Annotated in this window: 18 protein-coding genes and 1 pseudogene; 15 read left to right on the top strand and 4 right to left on the bottom strand. The window is 50.2% G+C overall.

The features are described 5' to 3' along the window. Position 1 precedes the first annotated feature (1 nt). The 15 genes from ACZ89R_RS07415 to ACZ89R_RS07345 all read left to right on the top strand — a co-directional run bounded on the left by ACZ89R_RS07415 (position 2) and on the right by ACZ89R_RS07345 (position 14,987). Positions 2-1,192, top strand: a complete 1,191-nt coding sequence (locus ACZ89R_RS07415) for a polysaccharide pyruvyl transferase family protein (RefSeq protein ID WP_429546182.1) — start codon at positions 2-4, stop codon at positions 1,190-1,192. Continuing rightward, positions 1,189-2,535: a hypothetical protein gene (locus ACZ89R_RS07410; RefSeq protein ID WP_429546183.1), complete on the top strand. Its 1,347-nt coding sequence runs from the start codon at positions 1,189-1,191 to the stop codon at positions 2,533-2,535. Before ACZ89R_RS07415 ends, ACZ89R_RS07410 begins: the two co-directional genes overlap by 4 nt. Continuing rightward, positions 2,535-3,383: a glycosyltransferase family protein gene (locus ACZ89R_RS07405; RefSeq protein WP_429546184.1), complete on the top strand. Its 849-nt coding sequence runs from the start codon at positions 2,535-2,537 to the stop codon at positions 3,381-3,383. The genes ACZ89R_RS07410 and ACZ89R_RS07405 overlap by 1 nt, the downstream gene beginning before the upstream one ends. Before the next feature lie 2 nt (positions 3,384-3,385). Continuing rightward, entirely contained in the window at positions 3,386-4,498 is a 1,113-nt protein-coding gene (locus tag ACZ89R_RS07400; RefSeq protein WP_429546185.1) for a glycosyltransferase family 4 protein, read from the top strand. Between the two features lie 5 nt (positions 4,499-4,503). Next, positions 4,504-5,553, top strand: coding sequence for a glycoside hydrolase family 99-like domain-containing protein (locus ACZ89R_RS07395; RefSeq protein WP_429546186.1), 1,050 nt, complete (start codon positions 4,504-4,506; stop codon positions 5,551-5,553). A 4-nt stretch (positions 5,554-5,557) separates the two neighbouring features. Next, complete coding sequence (locus tag ACZ89R_RS07390) at positions 5,558-6,685, top strand: DUF1972 domain-containing protein (protein WP_429546187.1); 1,128 nt, start codon at positions 5,558-5,560, stop codon at positions 6,683-6,685. Then, a complete protein-coding gene (gene rfbB / locus ACZ89R_RS07385) occupies positions 6,682-7,749 on the top strand; it encodes a dTDP-glucose 4,6-dehydratase (protein WP_429546188.1) in 1,068 nt (355 codons plus the stop codon). Before ACZ89R_RS07390 ends, rfbB begins: the two co-directional genes overlap by 4 nt. A 45-nt stretch (positions 7,750-7,794) precedes the next feature. After that, positions 7,795-8,673, top strand: a complete 879-nt coding sequence (gene rfbA / locus ACZ89R_RS07380) for a glucose-1-phosphate thymidylyltransferase RfbA (protein ID WP_429546189.1) — start codon at positions 7,795-7,797, stop codon at positions 8,671-8,673. Further along, a complete protein-coding gene (rfbC, locus tag ACZ89R_RS07375) occupies positions 8,670-9,209 on the top strand; it encodes a dTDP-4-dehydrorhamnose 3,5-epimerase (protein WP_429546190.1) in 540 nt (179 codons plus the stop codon). Before rfbA ends, rfbC begins: the two co-directional genes overlap by 4 nt. Positions 9,210-9,633: 424 nt before the next feature. Further along, positions 9,634-9,906 carry a hypothetical protein gene (locus ACZ89R_RS07370; RefSeq protein ID WP_063340354.1) on the top strand — a complete coding sequence of 91 codons (273 nt, stop codon included), beginning with the start codon at positions 9,634-9,636 and terminating at the stop codon, positions 9,904-9,906. 87 nt (positions 9,907-9,993) lie between these two features. Further along, a complete protein-coding gene (locus ACZ89R_RS07365; protein ID WP_429546191.1) occupies positions 9,994-11,106 on the top strand; it encodes a polysaccharide biosynthesis/export family protein in 1,113 nt (370 codons plus the stop codon). 14 nt (positions 11,107-11,120) lie between these two features. Beyond that, positions 11,121-11,780 (top strand): YjbF family lipoprotein, encoded by a 660-nt coding sequence (locus ACZ89R_RS07360; protein ID WP_429546192.1) that lies wholly within the window; start codon positions 11,121-11,123, stop codon positions 11,778-11,780. Continuing rightward, on the top strand, positions 11,777-12,544 hold the full coding sequence (locus ACZ89R_RS07355) for a capsule biosynthesis GfcC family protein (RefSeq protein WP_429546193.1): 768 nt from the start codon (positions 11,777-11,779) through the stop codon (positions 12,542-12,544). Before ACZ89R_RS07360 ends, ACZ89R_RS07355 begins: the two co-directional genes overlap by 4 nt. Then, entirely contained in the window at positions 12,541-14,631 is a 2,091-nt protein-coding gene (locus tag ACZ89R_RS07350; RefSeq protein WP_429546194.1) for a YjbH domain-containing protein, read from the top strand. The genes ACZ89R_RS07355 and ACZ89R_RS07350 overlap by 4 nt, the downstream gene beginning before the upstream one ends. Continuing rightward, on the top strand, positions 14,628-14,987 hold the full coding sequence (locus ACZ89R_RS07345; RefSeq protein WP_429546195.1) for a VanZ family protein: 360 nt from the start codon (positions 14,628-14,630) through the stop codon (positions 14,985-14,987). Before ACZ89R_RS07350 ends, ACZ89R_RS07345 begins: the two co-directional genes overlap by 4 nt. A gap of 471 nt (positions 14,988-15,458) precedes the next feature. Here the strand turns inward: ACZ89R_RS07345 and ACZ89R_RS07340 are convergent, their stop codons facing one another. The 4 genes and pseudogenes from ACZ89R_RS07340 to ACZ89R_RS07325 form a co-directional block, all read right to left on the bottom strand. After that, the gene (locus tag ACZ89R_RS07340; protein ID WP_429546196.1) at positions 15,459-16,466 is read right to left on the bottom strand and encodes an acyltransferase family protein; all 1,008 of its coding nucleotides are present in this window, start codon (positions 16,464-16,466) and stop codon (positions 15,459-15,461) included. 1,043 nt (positions 16,467-17,509) lie between these two features. Continuing rightward, positions 17,510-18,905: pseudogene (locus tag ACZ89R_RS07335) on the bottom strand (undecaprenyl-phosphate glucose phosphotransferase). A gap of 492 nt (positions 18,906-19,397) precedes the next feature. Next, complete coding sequence (locus ACZ89R_RS07330; RefSeq protein ID WP_429546197.1) at positions 19,398-20,066, bottom strand: winged helix-turn-helix domain-containing protein; 669 nt, start codon at positions 20,064-20,066, stop codon at positions 19,398-19,400. A gap of 38 nt (positions 20,067-20,104) precedes the next feature. Continuing rightward, positions 20,105-20,860, bottom strand: a complete 756-nt coding sequence (locus ACZ89R_RS07325; protein WP_429546198.1) for an EAL domain-containing protein — start codon at positions 20,858-20,860, stop codon at positions 20,105-20,107. Between the last annotated feature and the right edge of the window lie 10 nt (positions 20,861-20,870).

The following is a 20,870-nucleotide window of genomic DNA, read 5'->3' as shown; positions in this document are numbered from 1 at the left end:
CATGAAGCAATATCAAATCGTAGGACCCTTTGACAGATACAACTACGGAGACCTTTTGTTTCCGCTTATTCTGGAAAAAGCGCTGCAATCTGAATCCGGATCCATAGTAAATTACTACGGTTTAATTGATAGCGATCTATCCCAATATAGCGGAAAGCCGACCAGATCAATTAAGGACTTTTACCAACAGACCAAAAGCGGTGATCACGTAATTATCGCGGGCGGTGAGTCACTCTGCACTAGTTGGGCGGACCTTTACTCGTATTTGAGCCCGACATTTAATAAGGTTTACAAGTATAAGTTGGTTAGAGCTGTTGATAGAAGAACTATGCTCGTGTCAAAAATAGCGAAGCACCTATGCGGTGGTGCTACCGATTTGCCATTCTCATTTAGCTCTTCAGAGTTGAATATGGATATTGACATCTCTTTGAACTGTGTCGGTGGTGCTGCAATTGCGTCGTGGACAGATACTAAGCGAAAACTCCTGAAGAAGAAGATACGGAGCCATAAAGCTATAGGTGTTAGAGACCGTAAAACATTTAGCATACTATCGGAAAAGGGAGATTTACCTTCGCTGAAGCTGGTTCCTGACTCAGCCATTCTCATGGAAAGATTATTATCTGAAGAAATGGAACAGAGAAAACACTCATTCAGTCATTATAAATCTATTCAGAACGACTATATATTTTTCCAAGTGGGATGTGAAAAGACCGACGATCTAAGCGAAGTTATATCTAATTTAGATTCCGTTTTGTCAAAAAGTAATTTTGATTTGGTTCTTTGCCCAATTGGGCACGCGTTAGGTCACGAAGACCTGTTGCCGTTGAAGACTATACGTAATGCATTAACTGGAAAGCATAAGGCTAGAGTTATTCTGATCGAGCCGGTTATAGATGTTTATGAAATAATGATGCTGATTTCGAAGTCCTCAATGTATATTGGGACAAGCCTGCACGGTACGATTACATCGTTGAGTTTTGGTGTCCCCTATATAACCTTCAATAAACAAATAAAAAAGCTAGAAGAGTATATTAAAACGTGGGGGGCTCCAGGTCTCACTACTCAATATCATGCAAAGGACATCTCTGTAGCCTTTGATAAAGTATCAGGTATTACAAAGCAATCTATATTGGAACACACCCGCCCACAAAAAGACCTAGTGACAGAGTTTATATCGGAACTGACGTCATGAGCATTGCTGCAGAATTTTTTTTTCTGCTAATGTTTTTTGCTGCCTCCGCGCTAATCCATTCAGAGAAAACAGCAAACAAGAAACTATTTTTGTCATTTTATGTTACCTATATATTTTTCTACGACTACGTTAATTACTACTTGGGTTTGGCCTTCGGAGCAGACGTAATTGTTTTTAAGCTAGGTACGGAGATTTTTCTATTATCCGCACTGCTTAAGATATTTCTTCAGGGACGTATTAGAGTAAAGGCAATTAAGCCTCTGCTTGCATGTGCCTTGCTCGTTGCGGTTGCCGCAATCATTGGTCTGAACAAAGGATACAATCCAAAGAATGTTTATATTGACTTCCGAAGTGCTCATCTCCCAATTATCTTTTCAATAGTGTTGATTGAGGCTGGGGGCGTTAAGGGGGTAAGATTTGAGCATGTATTTAAGATCGTGGTGCTTCTTACGTTATTTAATGGTGCGTACTCCATCTACGAGTATATGACCTTCAATGGGAATTACGAAAATATATGGAGATATCAATCTCTTCTTAACTCAAAAATGGAGGTGAATAGTAATTACAATGAAGCTCAACTTGCTTACCAGATGGTCCGTGATGACAATCTGAGAGCTGCTGGCTTTTTAGTTTCTGCGCTGATAGCAGCATACATATATGGGTTCATAGCAATACATTTAATTTGTAATATTCTTATTTTTAAGAAATCCAGGCGAATTTTATGGGATGGTATGCTTCTTGTTGCGTACATTGTGTTCTCCTATATAACACAAGTGCGAACCAGTTTCTTGATGGTGGGTATTGCACTTCTATTCATATATTCATTGAAGTTAGTGAGATCAGGGAAAGCTAAACAGGCGGTGGCTATTGGTGCATCTGTCTCTCTGGTCACGGGGCTATTTGTTTTTCTGTCTTCTGATGTTGGAGTTAAAGACGCATCCTCACTTGGACGGATAGCTCAGTACAATACTTTCTTTTCTGATTTGACATTCTCAGGGGGTGGCTTAGGTAGTTACCCTAGATCATTCGATTCTTTTTATATATATAGCATTCTGGAGTTGGGAGTTTTCTCCTTACTTTTGTATTACACGTTATTTAGAATGAGCGTTTCTCGAAAAGATCCTAGTCTTGAGCAAAAACGCTTTGGAATCTATACGCTTTTACAGTTCTCGTTATTTTTGTTTGTGTGCAGTTTTCAACACATTTCTGGCTCTATGTACTATTTTTTAATTGTGTTCCTTCTCTCGTATAACCATTTGTCCACAGAGCGCAAGGAGCATTATTTTAAGAATAACCTGCCATTCAGGGTGGCGAACCCAACTTCCTATGAGGTGCGCCATTAATGAATACTAGAATAAATTTCATCGTCGTTTTGTACTCTACTGATCCGGAAAACTCCAAAACTCTACGATCATTGAGTAATGTGGATTTTTCTAAGTATGGAATTGATGCTACTTACTGTATTCAGGATAATTCGCTGGGCGGATTTGATCTAAGCTCAATCCAAGGCATGTTAGGGCACGTTAATTATTATCATAGTGGAGAAAACAAAAAACTTTCCACTGTTTATAATGAGCTCATTAAAGATAATGGTCAGTGTGATTACTATATAATATTGGATGATGATTCGGTTATAGATGATTCCTATCTATTGAGTTTGCGTTCATTTTTTGAGTCGAATGTAAAAGTAGCTATCCCACTTATAAAGCACAATGGTGACTTGATTTCTCCAGGGCGGATTTCAGGGGTTCGAGGATACGCTCTCAAAGAATCTGATGTAGATGTCGGGATTGTAAAGTCATCTAGCCTAGTAGCAATGATGAGTGGAACTGTTTTGTCCAGAAGCATAGTCGAAGAACTAAGGTTCGACGAGAGGTTAAGTTTCTACGGAGTGGACACCAAGTTTTTCCTGTCGTACTCAAAAATATATGATGTTGTTTTTGTCCTTAATACGACGTTGGAGCATGAATCAGCGTTGCGCGATAATTTATCAGACTTTAACTCTTTGAAAAGAAGGCTGACAAATCTGATCTTATCCAAGGTTTACGTATTTGATGACGTGAAATTTCATCGAATTAAAATTTCGCTTTACGTACTTGCATTCGTGTCCAAGAGAATTATTACGACAAGAAACCTGAGCTACATTTTGTTGTTGAATACCATCCGATCAATCATGGCCAAGGCAAAATAATTATGACTGTCAAGATTCTTTGTCTCCACCAGGGTTCAGAGCTTTATGGGTCGGATAGAAGTTTTTTAAGTGCTGTCGAAGCATTGGCTCGCCATGTTGCTACTCACTCTATAGTTCCTTCTCCCGGAGATCTGGCACCTCTCTTGGAGAAAAGCGGATCTACAGTCTCCTACTATCCATTCGGTGTATTGCGAAAAAAAAGTTTCCGTCGTCCTTTGCGATATCTATGGGAAATGTTATCTGCGGTGAAGCACTACTACCTGTCGTACAAAACACATGACATTGTATATATCAATACTACCGTAATGTTTTCGGCACTCATCTCCGCCTCGCTTTATAGAGGAACTAAAAAGACTTTTTTTTGCCATGTGAGAGAGATTCCAGGAAGCAAATCAATTTTTATTTTCAAAGCACTGCTAAGACTGTCTGGTGCAAAATTGATTTTTAACTCTCAGGCGACTAAAAACGCATTCAACCTAAAAGGAGATGTGATTTACAACGGGGTGGAAGAAATATCATCGCCTCCGATGGCCTCTCAAGCAACTCAGAAAACAAAAATTCTATTAATTGGTCGCATAAATACTTGGAAAGGACAGGCATTCTTTCTGGATTCGTTAAGTTCTCTTGCGCCAGAGCAGTTGTCTAATTTAGATGTGCGCATAGTTGGAAGCGCATTCGAAGGCTATGAGTATCTTGAGACTGAACTGTATCAGAGAATCAAAGGCTCTGAATTAAATGGAATTGTTAGTTTGATTCCATTTGCCACTGATCCGACTGAACACTACACGTGGGCTGATTATGTAGTTGTACCCTCTATCAAGCCTGAACCCTTTGGCAGGGTGGCTATCGAAGCATTCTCTATGGGTTTACCTGTCATAGCTGCAGGGCACGGTGGTTTGGTGGAAATTGTATGCCAGGATAAGAATGGTTTTGTATTCGAACCGAATAGTTGCACAGCGCTATCCCATGTATTGAAAAATCTTCCGCCTTCGAGTAGTTACAATTATCGGGAGTTGTCAGTCGAAGCGCTAAAAACATATCGAGCAAAATTTTCCTTAACCCAATACGCCGAAAATATTGCAAAAACTGTGCTGGGAAGAACTAATAAGGACTAAATGCCTTGAGAACTATATTTCTTCTGCTATTCATTGCGTTCTCTAGTTGCTCTAATGCTGCAGCTAAAATTGATGTTGGCGTATTTTATTATCCTGGCTGGAACCAACCGCACACAGATCCATGGGCGAAAATCAAACCTTACCCGGACAGAGAGCCTTTGCTCGGGTGGTATAAAGAAAGCTCCCGAAAAGTCACGGCACAGCATGTGCAATGGATGAGTGACTACGGAATAGACTATGTGCTCTATGATTGGTATTGGGATAATACTCATGGTGTTACTAGAACGCATGCGATCAATTCGTTCATGGCATTACCTCAAGATAAATTGGAATTTATGGTTATGTGGGCTAACCATACAAATACCCCGGCCAGTCTGGGTCAGTTTGATGAAATAGTGGCTTACTGGGTAAAACACTATTTCACCCATCGCAACTATAAGAAGGTTGATGGAAAACCTGCCGTCTTCATATTTTCGCCAGAGCGTTTTGCCTCCGATGCTCGTCGCTTTGGCTATAGCACTTCCATGTTATTGGAACGTGCTAATCATGCAGCTGAAAAAGCCGGTTTTGGAGGCATCTATTTTATTGGAAGTGTAAACCCTAGTAAAGGTCACTCCCCTAGGGATCTGGAAAGCTCTGGATATAACGCATTATCGGCATATAACTATCAGGATTTGTCTCGCGGAGAAATCAAGATCACAAGCCTGTCCATGAACTATAAAGAACTAACCGTGGGGTATCAGCAAAAATGGGATTGGGTTCTTGATAATAGTGATATCCCTTACTTCATTCCTGTGACTTCAGGTTGGGATAAGCGTCCGTGGGGTGGCAGCACAATACCAGATCACGATAATTCATCCAGTACGCCACAGCAATTTTCAGAACAGTTACAGTCAGCAAAAAAATATGTTACGGATAATCCACAAAAAACTCTTGGGAATATAGTTATTTGCTGTTGGAACGAATACGGCGAAGGCTCTGTTATAGAGCCGAGCAAGAAGTTCGGTACTGAGTACTTGCAACTTATTAATAAAATCTTAAGAGAGAATAACTGAGCGTATGATTTCCAAGAACCTCTATATCCTCGGCATTCGTGGGATCCCCGCTAAACATGGCGGTTTTGAAACCTTTGCCGAAAAGCTCTCTCTCTACCTGGTCAAGCAGGGCTGGAAAGTCACTGTCTACTGCCAGGAAGAGGGTTCCGGCGGTATATCGACCAGTGAATGGAAGGGTGTTCATCGGATTCATATCCCGATCACCAATACAGGCGTGGCGGGCACGGTGTTTTTCGACTGGAAGGCCACCGTCCATGCGCTGGGCCAGAAGGGACTGTTTCTGACCCTTGGCTACAACACGGCGGCGTTCAATATTCTGCAGAGGATCAAGGGCCAGACCAATGTCATCAATATGGATGGCATCGAATGGCGGCGGGAGAAGTGGGGGCTCGTGGCGAAAACGTGGTTCTGGCTGAACGAGCGGGCGGGGTGCTGGATCGGCAACCACTTGGTGGCCGACCACCCGAAAATCAAGGATCACCTGGCCACCCGGGTCAAGGATTCGAAGGTCACCATGATCCCCTATGGCGGGGACCGGGTGAACGAGGCGGACTCGGCCGCCCTGGCCGGTTATGGGCTGGAGCCCCATGGTTTCTCGGTGGTTATCGCCCGGCCGGAGCCGGAGAACTCCTTTCTGCAGGTCGTCAAGGCTTTCAGCAGCAAGCGTCGTAACCATAAGTTGGTGGTGTTGGGCAACTTCACGCCAGAGAAGAACGAGTACCACAAGCGGGTGATGGACGCGGCCGGCGAGGAAGTGATCTTCCCGGGCGCTATCTATGAGGCGTCGGTGGTCCGGGCTCTCCGGTTTTTCAGCCGCTTTTACATCCATGGCCATCAGGTAGGAGGCACCAACCCTTCGCTGGTGGAGGCATTGGGCGCCGGCTGCTCGGTGATTGCCCATAACAACCATTTCAACCGTTGGGTCGCCGGTGATGCGGCGGTGTACTTCGACGACGAGCACGACTGTGCGAAGTTGTTCGAGAAATATCTGCGCGACGACCACAACCATTTGATCGCGGCTATGAAGGCTGAAAGCACCCGCCGCTTCAACGAAAAGTTCACTTGGGAAAACATCCTTTCCCAATATGAAAAATTACTGATCCAGTGGTACCCAAGGGAGTACAGCAAGTGACCCAACGTATTATCGTCACTGGCGGTGCCGGTTTTATCGGCTCCGCCGTCGTTCGCCATCTGATCGACAACACGGATGTGAGCGTGCTCAATATCGACAAGCTCACCTACGCCGGCAATACCGAGTCCCTGGCGTCGGTGGCGGGCAGTCCCCGGTATGAATTCCAGCAGGTGGATATCTGCGACACGGCGGCGCTGCACGAGCTGTTCGCGCGTTTCCAGCCCGATGCGGTGATGCACCTGGCGGCCGAGTCCCATGTGGATCGTTCCATCGACAGCCCATCGGATTTCATCCAGACCAACATCGTTGGCACCTACAGCATGCTGGAGGCCAGCCGCCGCTACTGGTCGGGGTTGGCGGCGGAGCAGAAGCAGGGCTTTCGCTTCCACCATATCTCCACCGATGAAGTCTATGGCGACCTGGAAGGCACCGACGACCTGTTCACCGAGACCACGCCCTACGAGCCGAGCTCGCCGTACTCGGCATCCAAGGCCGGCTCCGACCACTTGGTGCGCGCCTGGCACCGCACGTATGGCCTGCCGGTGCTGGTCACCAACTGTTCGAACAACTATGGGCCTTTCCACTTCCCCGAGAAGTTGATCCCCCATGTGATTCTCAATGCCATCCATGGCGAACCGCTGCCGGTATATGGCGATGGGTCGCAGATCCGCGATTGGTTGTTTGTCGAAGACCATGCCCGAGCGCTGTTCGAAGTAGTGTCGCGCGGTACCGTGGGCGAAACCTACAACATCGGCGGGCACAACGAGAAGCGCAACCTGCAAGTGGTGGAAACCATCTGCGAACTGCTCGATGAGCTGCGCCCCCGCGATGAAGAGCTGGGCTCATACAAGGAACTGATCACCTTCGTCACCGACCGCCCCGGGCATGACCGTCGTTACGCCATTGATGCGAGCAAGATCGAGCGTGAGCTCGGTTGGCGACCACAGGAAACCTTTGAAAGCGGCCTACGCAAAACGGTTCAGTGGTATCTGGATAATCAAGAGTGGTGGCAACGAGTCCTTAACGGTGAGTACCGCCCGGAGCGTCTTGGCCATATCGGTTGAACCATTCAAACCCTGCCTCTATTAAACTTTGAAGGGAATTCTCATATGAAAGGCATCATTTTGGCGGGCGGCTCCGGCACTCGCTTGCATCCTATTACCCGTGGTGTATCCAAACAGCTGCTGCCGGTCTACGACAAGCCGATGATTTATTATCCGCTGTCGGTATTAATGCTGGCGGGCATTCGCGAGATATTGATTATTTCCACGCCGCAGGACTTGCCCAACTTCCAGAACCTGTTGGGTGATGGCTCTTCTTTCGGCATTGAACTCAGTTATGCCGAACAACCTTCTCCCGATGGTCTGGCCCAGGCCTTCCTGATCGGCGAGGATTTTATCGGCGACAGTAATGTGGCGCTGATTCTGGGCGACAACATCTTCTACGGTTACGGCTTCAGCGCCTTGCTGCGTGAAGCATCGCAACGACAGACTGGTGCCACCGTCTTCGGTTATCGAGTCAGTGATCCGGAGCGTTTTGGCGTTGTCGAGTTTAACGATAACGGCAAGGCGATTTCGATCGAAGAGAAGCCAAAACATCCGAAGTCCGACCATGCTGTCACTGGCTTGTATTTCTACGATAAAGACGTTGTGAGCATTGCCAAGCAAGTCAAACCTTCGATCCGCGGCGAGCTTGAAATCACGGACGTGAACAACGCCTACCTGGAGCGCGGAGATCTGCACGTCAGCGTGCTGGGGCGTGGTTTTGCCTGGCTGGACACCGGGACCCATGATTCGTTGATGGAGGCCGGGCATTTCGTCCAGACCATCGAAGCGCGACAGGGCCTGAAAGTGGCCTGTCTGGAAGAGGTCGCGTACCACCAGGGTTGGTTGTCGGCTGCGGAACTCGATAAACAAGCCACCGCGTTACACAAAACCGGTTACGGCCAATACCTGGCACGGGTGCTGACAACGGAGCCTGCGAAATGAATGTCATCAACACCCGGTTGCCTGGTGTACTGATCATCGAGCCTAAAATCTTCGGCGATGCCCGCGGGTTCTTTCTCGAGAGCTACCACCAGCAGCGTTATCGCGACGCCGGCATCGAATTGCCTTTCGTCCAGGACAATCACTCGCGCTCGCAGTATGGCGTGTTGCGTGGTTTGCACTTCCAAAAGACCCGGCCCCAAGGCAAGTTGGTGCGGGTCACCCAAGGTGCGGTGTACGACGTGGTAGTGGACATCAATCCCCAGTCGCCCACCTGTGGTGAACATGTGGGCGTCAAGTTGACCGCCGACAACCATCTTCAGCTTTGGGTGCCGCCGGGTTATGCCCACGGTTTCTGTGTGCTCAGTGATACCGCTGATTTTCAATACAAATGCACCGATCTGTATTACCCCGAGGACGAGGGTGGTCTGCTCTGGAATGACCCGGAGCTGGACATTGCCTGGCCGTTGGAGTCGCCTGTTCTCTCGGAAAAAGACTTGCGCAACCCGCGCTTGCGCGCGGTGTTGAGTGGGGAATGACGGATTAATAATGGTCTATAGTTAACATTAACTATTTATGACCGATGTATTGAGCCTTGGATATTCAATCACATAGAACTTTGTGGGATAAGAATTCGGGAAAATCCTGACTAATAATAACAATCGGCGTCAGACACGAGGTGTTCAAGGTCGTGAGTTTGTGCCGAAAATGTCTTATTGGGTAGTGAACGTCTTGAAAAATCTTCTTTTCGTCAAAGCGTCCTGCCCTGCGCAAGCGCTTTTGAGGATGAGGTGACGAGGCTCGGCATATGGCATGCAATGCCTATAAATGACATCCTCCAAGGAGGCAATGTGTATGAACTGTCTCGTTGAATATACGGGTGTCAGTTCTATTCACCTGCTGTTCATTCCCGGTCCCTAGTATCAAATCTAATGCATAGTTGATGTCGAGAAGGAGTCTGATATGAAGAAACTACTTACGGCCGGCTTGCTGGCTGTCATGAGTACCGCGGCGTTGGCAGCGGATGAACCAGTGAGCAAGACGGTGAGCGAAAGCGAGCCACTGTCGTTGAACACCCCGCTGGTCGGGGGCGTGACGGTCGCCGAAACTATGGTGGTCGGTGCGGCCATCCTCGGCGCTGCAGTAGCCGCTTCAAACTCCGGTGGCAGTTCCAATGGCGGTACCTCTGGAACGGGCGGCACCACTGGTACGGGTGGTACGACTGGTACCAACTAATACCCCGCGAAGTGTGTTGTACAAGATCACTCAGAACTTTCTGGGTGATCTTGTTTTAGACTTGCCCTCGACTAGCGTAGTGCCATTATGATCCGTAGGTTTTCTGTTGTTATGCTGGCAAGTATCAGCTTGTCCGGCTGTATGTTTTCGCCTGGTCAACACATGGACACCAGTCAAATGGTTAGTGACGGCTCTCCGGAGAGTAGCCGAGTGGAACTTATTCCGATCACCCCTAAATTGATTGCCATGGATGCGGCCACGCAAGTTCGCGAATCGGTCCCCGCTGCGTTGTTGTCCTATGTTCCGGGCGGTTATCGCGTGGGTGCCAATGACCTGTTGTTTATCACGGTCTGGGATCACCCCGAATTGACGGCGCCTTCAGGGCCGCAACAGCAACTCGATGCCAACGGTCGTCTGGTGCGCCCGGACGGCACGCTGTTTTATCCCTACATCGGTAATATTCCGGCCGCCGGTAAAACCATCGAAGAGTTGCGAGCCTTTATCGCCGAGCGCTTGTCACAATTTGTCGAAAGCCCTCAGGTCGACGTCAGCGTTTTGCGTTTCGCCAGCCAGACCGTGGTGATTTCCGGCGCTGTGCTCAAAGCCGGTCAGCAACCGATCACCACCAACCCATTGAGTGTGGTGGAGGCCGTTGGCGCGGCCGGGGTGGACCCTTTGAACGCAGACTTGTCGGGCCTGACGCTGACCCGGGACGGGCGCGAATACAAGCTTGATCTGGACACCCTCAATCGCCGGGACTCAGAGCTGCAGGGCGTCTACCTCAAGGGTGGCGACCGGTTGTACTTGCCTTATAACGACCAAAAGCGAATCTATGTCATGGGTGAGGTCAACCAGCCTCGCGCGCTGAGCTTCAAGAGCAAATCGATCAACCTGACCGATGCTCTAGGCACGGTGGGTGGCTTGAACCAGAACACCTCCAACGGCAACGCGGTGTACGTGATTCGCGGCGCGGATAACCTGGAAACCGAACCGGCCAAAGTGTTCCAGCTCGATGCCGAATCCCCTTCGGCCCTAGTGCTGGCCACTCGTTTCGACTTGCAGCCGCAAGACATCGTCTATGTCGGCCCGGCCGGCGTGACGCGCTGGAACCGTCTGATCAGCCAGCTTCTGCCTACGGCCGCAGTCCTCGGGACCGGCGCCAGCTCTGTTAATAATCTCAGCGAAGCCAACAGCAGATAAGGCTCTATCCCGCCGTGAAAATTTTGCCTACCAGCGCCGGTCTGACGATGGCGCTCTTGCTGTGCGGGTGTAACCCGTTGATGAGGGCCTCCTGGGACACTCTCGAATCCTCCGTCACAGGACCTGCCTCCATCAACCTGACCCGCGCTCAGGTCGACGCCGTGCCGTATCCGCAGATCCTGGTCACCACCATCTCCAGCGAGGGGGTGATGGCCATGGCCCGTCGGCGCGGTGACCTGCAGTTCTGGGTTGCTTCCGGCAAGCAAGTGTTGATGATGCGCGACGGTTTGGTGGTGCGCACCGTCGGGTTGGGCGTTTCTCTTGACGGCACTCGCTTTAATGAAGAGTCGCCCTTCAAGCGCGGTCTTCAGCATTTGCCTGATGGCTATACCAGCACGCGCTGGATCGACATCTATGACGGCAACCGTATCGACATTGCGGTCAGCAGCCGTTTCAGCACCCATGGCATCGAGACCATCAGCATTCTGGACAAGGATTACGCCTTGCTGCGCATCGACGAGCAGGTGGATGCACCCACCCTGAATTTCCACGCCACCAACCGCTACTGGGTCGACCCTCAGGACGGTTTCATCCTGCGCAGCGAGCAACATCTGACGCCGCAGCTGTTCCTGAAAATCGTGCAGTTACGCCCTGATCGGGGGGCTGCCCGGTGAAGTGTCCGAACCTTTTATTGTTGGGTTTGTTCTTGATCGGTCCGGGCATGAGCCAGGCAGCCGTGACAGTCAGCGGTGATGTGCGCAGCCCCGGTTCCATCGACGTCAAGCCCGGTGCGCGTTTGATGGACGTCATTCAAGGCGCCCAACCCAACCCCGAAAGTTACTGGCTGGGTGCAGCGTGGCTGCACCGCTCATTAGAAGTTCAGCAAGCGCGCTTGAAGGCCGGCGTCTTGTTCGATCTGAAATTGCTGCAACGGGGTGCCTTGCTGGATGGCAAGGGCACGCGAGCAGATTTGAGTGCGCGCCTGTATGAGCAGATCGAGCGGCTGCCGGTCACTGGGCGCCAGGTTGCAGTGCTCGACCCGATCGCGGTGGAAGTGGGGTTCGCCCGCAACGCTTTGCTCGATGATGGCGACCGTCTTGTTTATCCCGCGCGGCCGTCCACCGTGGAAATCCTCGGGGCAGTCGCGCAGCCCTGTCATATGCCTTACCGCGCCTTGCAGGAAGTCCATGCCTATGCCCGGCAATGCACCATCCTGGACGATGCCGAGCGCGATTATCTGTGGCTGATCCAGCCTGACGGCAAGATTCGGCGCGTGGGCGTGGCGGCATGGAATCGTGAGGAGGGCGTTGTGGCGGCCCCTGGCAGCAGGATCCTGGTGCCGATCCGCAACGATGATCTAGAGATGCCGACGCCTGATCTCAATCAACAACTGGCCGAGTTTCTCGCCACTCAACCCCTGGCTGAGGTGGCCCCTTGAAGTTACGTTTTGCTGCTGTATTGCTCTTGCCCTGCGGACTGGTTCACGGTGAACCACGCTACACACAGAATGATTTTGGTGGCGTCGGTCTGCTACAGACCCCCACCGCGCGCATGGCCCCCGCGGGGGAACTGAGCGCCACGGCCAGTCGTACCGATCCTTACTCGCGCTACAGCTTTTCCTTGCAGCCGCTCGATTGGCTGGAGGGCTCGTTTCGTTACACGGCGATCACCAACCGCAACTACGGTCCCGAGGATTTTAGCGGCGACCAGAGCTTCAAAGACAAGGCCATTGACATCAAGGCGCGGCTTTGGGAAGAAAGTCACTGGGCACCGCAGGTCGCCGTCGGTGCCCGGGACATCGGCGGTACCGGGCTATTTTCCAGCGAGTATTTCGTCGCCAACAAGCGTTATGGCGACTTGGATTTCAGCCTTGGCATTGCCTGGGGCTATCTGGGTAATCGAGGGGATTTCAGCAACCCGCTGGCGGTCTTCGGCAGCAAGTTCAACGACCGGCCAGAGAGCTCGGCGGCTGTCGCCAGGGCAGGGGACGTGAACACCAACGCGTATTTCAGAGGCCACCCTTCGTTGTTTGGCGGGGTTGCCTACCAAACGCCGTGGGCACCGCTGAGCCTGAAGCTCGAGTACGAGGGCAACGATTACAAGAATGAACCGCTGGACAACTCGATCAAGCAAGACCTGCCGATCAATATCGGCGTGGTCTATAAGCTCGCGGACAGTGTCGATCTGAGTGCTGGCTGGGAGCGTGGCAATACGGCGATGTTCGGCATCACCCTGCACACCAACTTTGTCAGCCGCAAGGCGCCGGTCAAGACGTACGACCCTCCCGCCGAACCGTTGCCGGCGCAGGAACCGTCGACCCCGGCTGACCAGGTCAACTGGGCCGATGTCTCCAACCGGCTGCAGCAAAATGCCGGCTACAAGGTGAAACGCATCACTCAGCGTGGCTCCGAGTTGATGGTCTATGGCGAGCAGTCTCGCTATTTTTATTCGTCCAAAGCCGTCGGGCGAGCCAGCCGGATTCTTGATAACAGTGTCAATCAGGACATCGATTGGTTCACCCTGGTGAACCAGCGTTATGACATGTCCATCGAAGAAACCAGCGTGCCGCGCGAAACGTTCCGCGCGGTCGTGAACAATGACCAGCCGCTGAAGGATTTGCACCGTACGACCGAGGTCAACCCGGCGATGGCGCACCGGGAAACCACGCTCTACACCCAGGCGCTGGAACCGCTCACCTATGGCCTCGGCCTGGGCTACAAACAGAACATCGGCGGCCCTGATGGGTTGCTTTATCAGTTCACTGCCGATGCCGACGCAGAGTACCGTTTCACCCGCAATACCTGGTGGAGCGGCTTGCTCAGTGTCAACCTGCTGAACAACTACGACAAGTTCACCTACGACGCGCCGAGCGGGCTGCCGCGAGTGCGCACCGATTTGCGTCAATACATGACCACCTCCGATGTGATGATGCCGACGTTCCAGTTCAACCATGCAAAACAGCTGGATCAGGACTTGTATGGCATGGTCTACGGCGGCTATCTGGAATCCATGTACGCTGGCGTTGGCAGCGAAGTGCTGTATCGACCCGCGGGGAAACGCTGGTCGGTGGGCGCTGACCTGAACTTCGTGCGCCAGCGCGATTATGATCAGGGCTTCGGTCTGCGTGGTTACAACACCGTGACGGGCCATGTCACCAGCTATACTGAGCTGCCCAATGACATGCTTGCAGCGGTCAGTGTCGGGCGTTATCTGGCGCGGGACTGGGGCACCACCGTCGACTTGTCGCGGGTGTTCAAGAACGGTGTGAAGTTTGGCGCCTGGGTCACCCTGACCAGCGCCTCGAAGGAGGAGTATGGCGAGGGCAGCTTCGACAAAGGGATCTATGTTTCCATCCCGTTCGACGAACTGATGAGTACCTCCACCATGCGTCGGGCCAACATCGTCTGGGCGCCACTGACCCGCGATGGCGGTGCACGCCTGAATCGTGCCTACTCGCTGCAGACCATGACCGACGGACGTGATAGCGACCTGTTCTACAACAACTTCGAGAAAATTACCGAATGATCACGTGGCTCAAAGGCTTGGTCGAATTACCATTCTGGCTGCGGGGCCTGGTCTTTGCCTCGGTGACCTTGATTCTGCTATTCGCGGGTTTGCGCACTCAGCCGATCCCGGAGCTGTTCGTCGAAGAGGACAAGCTCCATCACTGGATCGGCTTTCTGGTATTTGCGTGCAGCTGCCGCCTGGCCTTTCCCACTGTGAAATTTCGCTGGATCGCTGTTGGGTGTTTGCTCACCGGTGTACTCATCGAGGCCGCGCAAGGTTTGATGCCGCTGCGCACGGCTTCGCCCTACGACATGCTGGCAAATACTGTCGGCGTAGTGATGGGGTTATTGATTTCAAGGTATTGGGTGCGCTGAAAGGCGTTAAAAACGCCCGGCAGTTTGTCTGCATTTTGTAACCGTTGATCCTCTCTATATTCCCTCCAGCAATACCTCTCTTGCCACTTTATCCGGGCTAATGCCTGTCGCCGCAGCCGAGCTTGCAAGGCTGCGTTCGACTCGGGCTGTGTTAAAGGAACGTAGTCTTGGCCGATGATTACGAGGCATTAAGCTATCAACTAGACGCTTTATGGAAGGGGGGGGCGCTGCTATCGAAATGGCTGTCCAAGTTCAGGCAGTTAAAGATAAACACCCTAAGCCCTAGGATGTAAAAAGCTGTGGCAGATCCTCCTGGACACTATTGCATCGAAGCGGAGGATCTGACTTAGCTATATCAGCTAGCCCTGAAGCTAAAGCTGGCTGATTTTCAGAGCGTCTATCGATAGGGTTGGGCTGTATAGGATCCCCCAAATAACTCTAGCCGATTACTGCACAGTCCAAATTTACTGATTAGGTTCTTACTTGTAACTCTGGGCGGATTTTGTTTTTAAAGTTAAAAATTGTTTTTTGTATAGGGGATTCAATTAATAAATACACTATGTGTCCGACCGCAATTGAGAAAGCTGCCAGTATCAGGCATGAGGCAAAGCTTGGGGGTAGAAATTTTGCGCCAGCTTTGATCACATACATATGTATTAGGTAGGTGGTGTAAGAGCTGTCACCTAAAAGTTTGGGTATGACTAATGTTTTCTTCAGCTTTAGTCCGCTGGCGCCATAAATAATGAGGGCGGCACCAAATCCCGCACTTAAAAATCGAGTGTTGAAATGCGGGCCATCAAAGTATGCGCCGGTTGTTAGGGCCAAAAATCCAAGACCCATCAGCAGTAGGGCGTGTTTGCTAGAAGGGGTGGAGAGTTTTGCTATGATCATTCCTAAGCAAAACTCTAATATGATAGGATTTGTATAAAGAGTTAGGTAGTAATTGTCGAATTGGCTATGAACAAGTGAAAGCATGCAAAAGATAAGAATGATTGCGGCGAGGCCCTTGCGGTAGTTAATGGCAGTGAAAGCCGCGAAAACCATATAGAAAAACATTTCATAAACTAAAGTCCATCCGACTGGGATAATGGTGGACTGTACATCGCTGTTTGGGATTTTTGTAGGAAGAAACAAAAGGCTCTTGATTAAGAAATCGACATCAATGGTCTTTTCAGATAGCGACGGTTTGTACATTATCGCAAGGGCGATTAGTATTGTAATGGTCCAGTACATTGGGGTTATTCGTACTAGTCTTTTATAGAGGAAAGACTTCCAGTCTAGCCTGCTTTCTTTGTATTTTTCTGTGGTTTTTACCATCAGGAAGCCGCTAATTACAAAAAAAATATCCACGCCTGTCGCTAATATGTGATGAGCGAAAGGGGAGTTGTAATTTTTGTAAATAACCATAAAGCTTATTGCGTGAAAAAACACGACCATTAATGCGGCTAATCCTCGCATGTAGTGAATTCCAATAAGCATTTTACTTCTCCTTCTGTGATTGTTCCGGCTGGAATGACTTGGCTTTATAGTGTTCTATGTTTTGTGTGTGGTCAGGATTTATAATTTTCAATGCTCTTAAGGGGCTGCGGATGGAGTGCGTCTAAACAAGATTCTTTACCATTTATTGTGAATGGGTGCGCGTTATGATAGCTGACAAATAATAACGTGATGGCCTTGTTAGGCTTTTAGATGAGAGGCTTGAGGCGCGTTTGCTTCGTACGCTAAGTTAGATCGAAGGATTATGCAGCGCACAAACTTACCCTGCCGTGTGCTATGTCGAAAGGTCAATTAGGTGATGAAGTGTTCACTCTTGTGTGTGTTAGTTTCTTATGCTCGTCAACCATAACGTTTAGCAGATTATTTGTAAGCGTCCAGCCAACACACCGTCCGAACTACGATATTAAGTGCGATGGTCTCTGCATATTTTGATCTGGCCCCGAAAGTTTGGACATCAACATCGGGGGGGCATGAAAAAGTACACAGAACAGACGAAATTTTCGGTTGTTCAGGAGTGCCTGCAACCAGGCGTGACGGCTTCCGGGGTTGCCATCTAACACGGCATCAACGTTAACGTCATCCGCAAATGACTCCCGGGACATCCGCGCCGGTACCGAGACCGCGCTGGTCCGGATGATTGCCGTATTCGGCGCGGCGAAGCCTGTGCTTACGGCGATGGCGCTAATCGCCGATTGAAAAGTGAAAGCCAGAAGCATTTTCCTCTAGCGTGTATCGAAGGATTTACAGTTGGAGGTCAGTCTCAGGTTGGCTCATCACTGGCCACGTCGTATTCGAATTTTTTGCCATCTCTGCTTAAAACCCAATTTCCTGTATCACCACAAAGAATATAAAGATTTGGCCCCAAATTCACGACTGCTTCGTCAGAACGCAGCCTTTGGCAGCGGCTACAAAAAAAGAGTGCGAAGGAGATGAGATAGAGGGGGCCGGGCAGTCATAAATCTGACTGCCCGGATCGCAGCGTTGTTAACCGCAAGCTGAAGAATAGAAGGTGAACATCTCAGCGGTTAATAGATGTCCTTGGAAAACAGCGTGAAGGGGGTTTTGATCAGGATCTTGATGTCGAGCCATAACGACCAGTTGTTGATGTAGTTGAGGTCGATCTCCACACGCTTTTGCATCTTGTCGAGGGTCTCGGTTTCGCCACGGCAGCCGCTGATCTGGGCGAGCCCGGTGATGCCCGGTTTGATTCGATGGCGGGCCATGTAAGCCTGAATCTTGCCGGTGTAGTAGTCGTTATGGGCGATCGCATGGGGCCGCGGCCCGACCAGCGCCATATGGCCTTGCAGCACATTGAAGAACTGCGGCAGTTCATCGATGGAGGTGCGTCGTATGAAACGGCCGACTGGAGTAATGCGCGGGTCTTCACGACCGGCCTGGCGGACCTGATGATCGTCGTGCAGGCGCATGGAGCGGAACTTCCAGACCTTGATGATCTTGCCGTTCCAGCCATGGCGCTCCTGTTTGAAGATGATCGGGCCCGGGGACGAGATCTTCACCGCAACGGCAATTATCAAAAGCAGCGGACTGAAGCCGATCAGCGCCAGGGCGGCGAGGCTTCGGTCCAGCATTGTTTTGCTCAGCGCCGCTGTCGGATAACTGGTCAGCGGGCTTTCATTGAGGTGAATGGCGGGCAGGCCATCCAGTTCGCTAACGGAATGATTGAGCAACGTCATGCTGCCCAGGTCAGGAACCCAGACTACATCGACATTCGAGTCGAGAAGATCGATGTACAGCGCTTCGACCTGTTTGGCCTCGCTCAGGGGCAGCGCGATGTATAACCGCCGGACATCGTGCACCCGGATCAGCTCGCGCAATTCCTGCAGCTGACCGACGATTCTGTGGGCATTGACGTTGGTCGACAGTTCGTTGGGTTTTGAGCTGATCAGGCCGACCAGCGGCGGGTATTCGGTTTTGGCCAGTTTGTCTGCCAGATTCACCGCCAGTTGGTCGGTGCCGATAATCAGGGTGTTGTTTTGGCTGTGCAATTGCCGATGGTAGTGCCTGGAAAAGCTGTGCAAAGGCAAGTACAGCAAGGCCTGCACACAATAACCGGCCAAAGCCCATACCAGGATGATTTCCCGGGGAGAACAATTCGCTGGTCTTGCTGAGAAAGCCGATGGTGGTCAGTCCGGCCAGCGTCAGCAGCCACCCCAGTAGCAGTCGACCCAGGCCGGAGAGGTAACCATGCTGTTTGTGATAAACCAGCAGCAGGGAATAGGAGGGGACCGAACCCAGTAGAGTAAGCACCGCTAACACACGGTAATGGGCCTCTATTTCTCCTGTCTGATAGAGCGCCAGAGCAAATAACAGCGTGTTGACTGATGTGATGGCAATGATCCATTGCCCCCAGAAAGTCAGCCCTTTGGATATGCTGTTTCGATTAATACGATTATGTACCATCGCGGTGTCCTCGGGCCTGCGCCACGTTGTGTATCAGTCGACGGTTAATAAATGGCAGCCACGCACAAAGGCTGAGCGAACGAGGTTCAGTCAGAAGTTATTTTTCTTATTATGAGGGGAATAGCATGGGCTTATGGCTGGCCATATTGGCTTTGTTTTCAAGTCAGCTGATACGGTTGTCTCAGTGTCTGGTTTTATACTAGTACCTAAATCTTCGTGGGTGTCTGACGAATTATAACGGCCACTCTTTTAGAGGCCTTGTTATAAAAGGTCGTGCTGTTTTGTTAGGAGGATATCGCTCAATCATCTATATAATTGCGGCATTCGAAAAACGTTTGCCGGCTAGGCGAGGGGAAAACGGAGCGTGCGCCATAAGAGAGTTTATGGCGATAGTCAGGATATGCAGTGCAAGGAGGCAGGTGGTGGGTGTGGGTGGTGTATCAAGTGGGGCGGAGAATCGCGTTTATTGTTATTGTTTTTGCGATCACTCGCTCAGTAGGCGACTCTTATCCTCTGTGCCAGGCAGTAACCACGGTTTCTGACCGAGCGAACCAGCCGTTCGCCATTAGCTGCAGTTTTGAACTTTTTCTGTAACCGGCTCAAGCACATTTCAAGTCCGCTATATTGGTCCGGGTCTTTATCGATGCGTAGAATAAGATCATTTTTGCTGAGTACTCGTCGATCGCTGAGGACCAATTGAGTGAGCATTAACGATTCGGTACCGGTCAATGGAATAGTGATGTCTTCTTTGAACAACGTTCGATCGTCGGCATTAAACCACCAGATATCAGGATTGCCCTGGGACTCTTTAACCCGACTGACTGCCGAGATGAACTCTTCGTCAGCCACCGGCTTCTTGAGAAAGCCATCAACACCGAAGTGCGAAAAGTGATGGAGTTCTGAAGATTCAGAGTTGGGTGTTATGAGGATGATTTCCGCATCTTTTTGATTTTTACGGATGAAGCTGACATCGCTTAGCGATATGTCCGCCTGGTCGAGCAGGATGTGCGTGAATCGACTCTTTCGGATGCGTTCGCTGCTGAGTTTACCTGACTCGATTTCAAAAGATAAATACAGGCGTTGCGCGAGAAGCGATTCGATTGCTTGTCGTGCTAGTTGGTCCCGGGTGAAAATCAGAAAACTATTATTCGGCGTACTCACAATAAGGTTCCTTCCTAGTCTGGTGAAGTTTTCAAAACTTAAATAAGCTCAGTCGGCGAGTAGTACCTCCCCTGAAAAAAGTCGAAGGGCATGCTGCGAGCCAGTGTGTGTAGTGCTTTGTGCTCCACCCTGTCCGCCACGAATTTGATCTTGCTGTCATGGATCATGCCGCTCAGACAGTCGTAAGACCGGTTGAAAAAGTCCTGGCTGTTTTCGACCATGATGTCGAAGTTGGATTTGGTCAGGTCAACTTTTATATAATCGAATAGCGTCAGGCTGATCAATTTTTCGGTGCTGTCGTCGCTTAAATCATAGCCATCGAAAGCGATCTCGATACCATTGTCTTTCAATAAATGAATGTGATTGATAATAGTTCTTTTTTCTTTCAGGTTGAACGACAGGAACGAACTGCTGTTAATGCTGGGGATTAGCTGTTGCTCATGCTTTTTGAGTATCGCTTGTGCATCGTTCATTTCCTTGATCAGCGCTTTATCCAATAAAGCAGATTGATTCATGGTCACGAACAGTTTGTTTGGTACCGGTGCGGAATGGGAAGGCAGGGCCTCAATCTGCGAGAGGGCATTCAATTGGATCCGTGTCAGGACTTCGTAATAAGTCGCCAGTGGATGATCGGAATGCAGTTGTTGATACCCCTTGTTCAGCGGTGTCTCCTGTTTGGTCGCCTTGGCATAAATTTCACTGCCGAACAGTTCATCGTTTCGTTTCAGAATCGATTGCCTGAAGAATACCAATGCGAAGTTTTCGTGCACTATAGCTTGCCTGCCGGGCTCCATTTCCTAGTCC

This window comes from Pseudomonas sp. TE3728 (assembly GCF_056279145.1).
The sequence above is the reverse complement of the archived record's forward strand: the minus strand, read 5'-3'. Positions and strand labels throughout refer to the sequence as shown.

Excerpts from the sequence above, each read along its gene's own strand:
- ACZ89R_RS07415 (WP_429546182.1), top strand. The coding sequence starts at position 2 with ATGAAGCAATATCAAATCGTAGGACCCTTTGACAGATACAACTACGGA.
- ACZ89R_RS07410 (WP_429546183.1), top strand. The coding sequence starts at position 1,189 with ATGAGCATTGCTGCAGAATTTTTTTTTCTGCTAATGTTTTTTGCTGCC.
- ACZ89R_RS07405 (WP_429546184.1), top strand. The coding sequence starts at position 2,535 with ATGAATACTAGAATAAATTTCATCGTCGTTTTGTACTCTACTGATCCG.
- ACZ89R_RS07400 (WP_429546185.1), top strand. The coding sequence starts at position 3,386 with ATGACTGTCAAGATTCTTTGTCTCCACCAGGGTTCAGAGCTTTATGGG.
- ACZ89R_RS07390 (WP_429546187.1), top strand. The coding sequence starts at position 5,558 with ATGATTTCCAAGAACCTCTATATCCTCGGCATTCGTGGGATCCCCGCT.
- rfbA (WP_429546189.1), top strand. The coding sequence starts at position 7,795 with ATGAAAGGCATCATTTTGGCGGGCGGCTCCGGCACTCGCTTGCATCCT.
- rfbC (WP_429546190.1), top strand. The coding sequence starts at position 8,670 with ATGAATGTCATCAACACCCGGTTGCCTGGTGTACTGATCATCGAGCCT.
- ACZ89R_RS07370 (WP_063340354.1), top strand. The coding sequence starts at position 9,634 with ATGAAGAAACTACTTACGGCCGGCTTGCTGGCTGTCATGAGTACCGCG.
- ACZ89R_RS07365 (WP_429546191.1), top strand. The coding sequence starts at position 9,994 with ATGATCCGTAGGTTTTCTGTTGTTATGCTGGCAAGTATCAGCTTGTCC.
- ACZ89R_RS07345 (WP_429546195.1), top strand. The coding sequence starts at position 14,628 with ATGATCACGTGGCTCAAAGGCTTGGTCGAATTACCATTCTGGCTGCGG.
- ACZ89R_RS07340 (WP_429546196.1), bottom strand. The coding sequence starts at position 16,466 with ATGCTTATTGGAATTCACTACATGCGAGGATTAGCCGCATTAATGGTC.
- ACZ89R_RS07325 (WP_429546198.1), bottom strand. The coding sequence starts at position 20,860 with ATGGAGCCCGGCAGGCAAGCTATAGTGCACGAAAACTTCGCATTGGTA.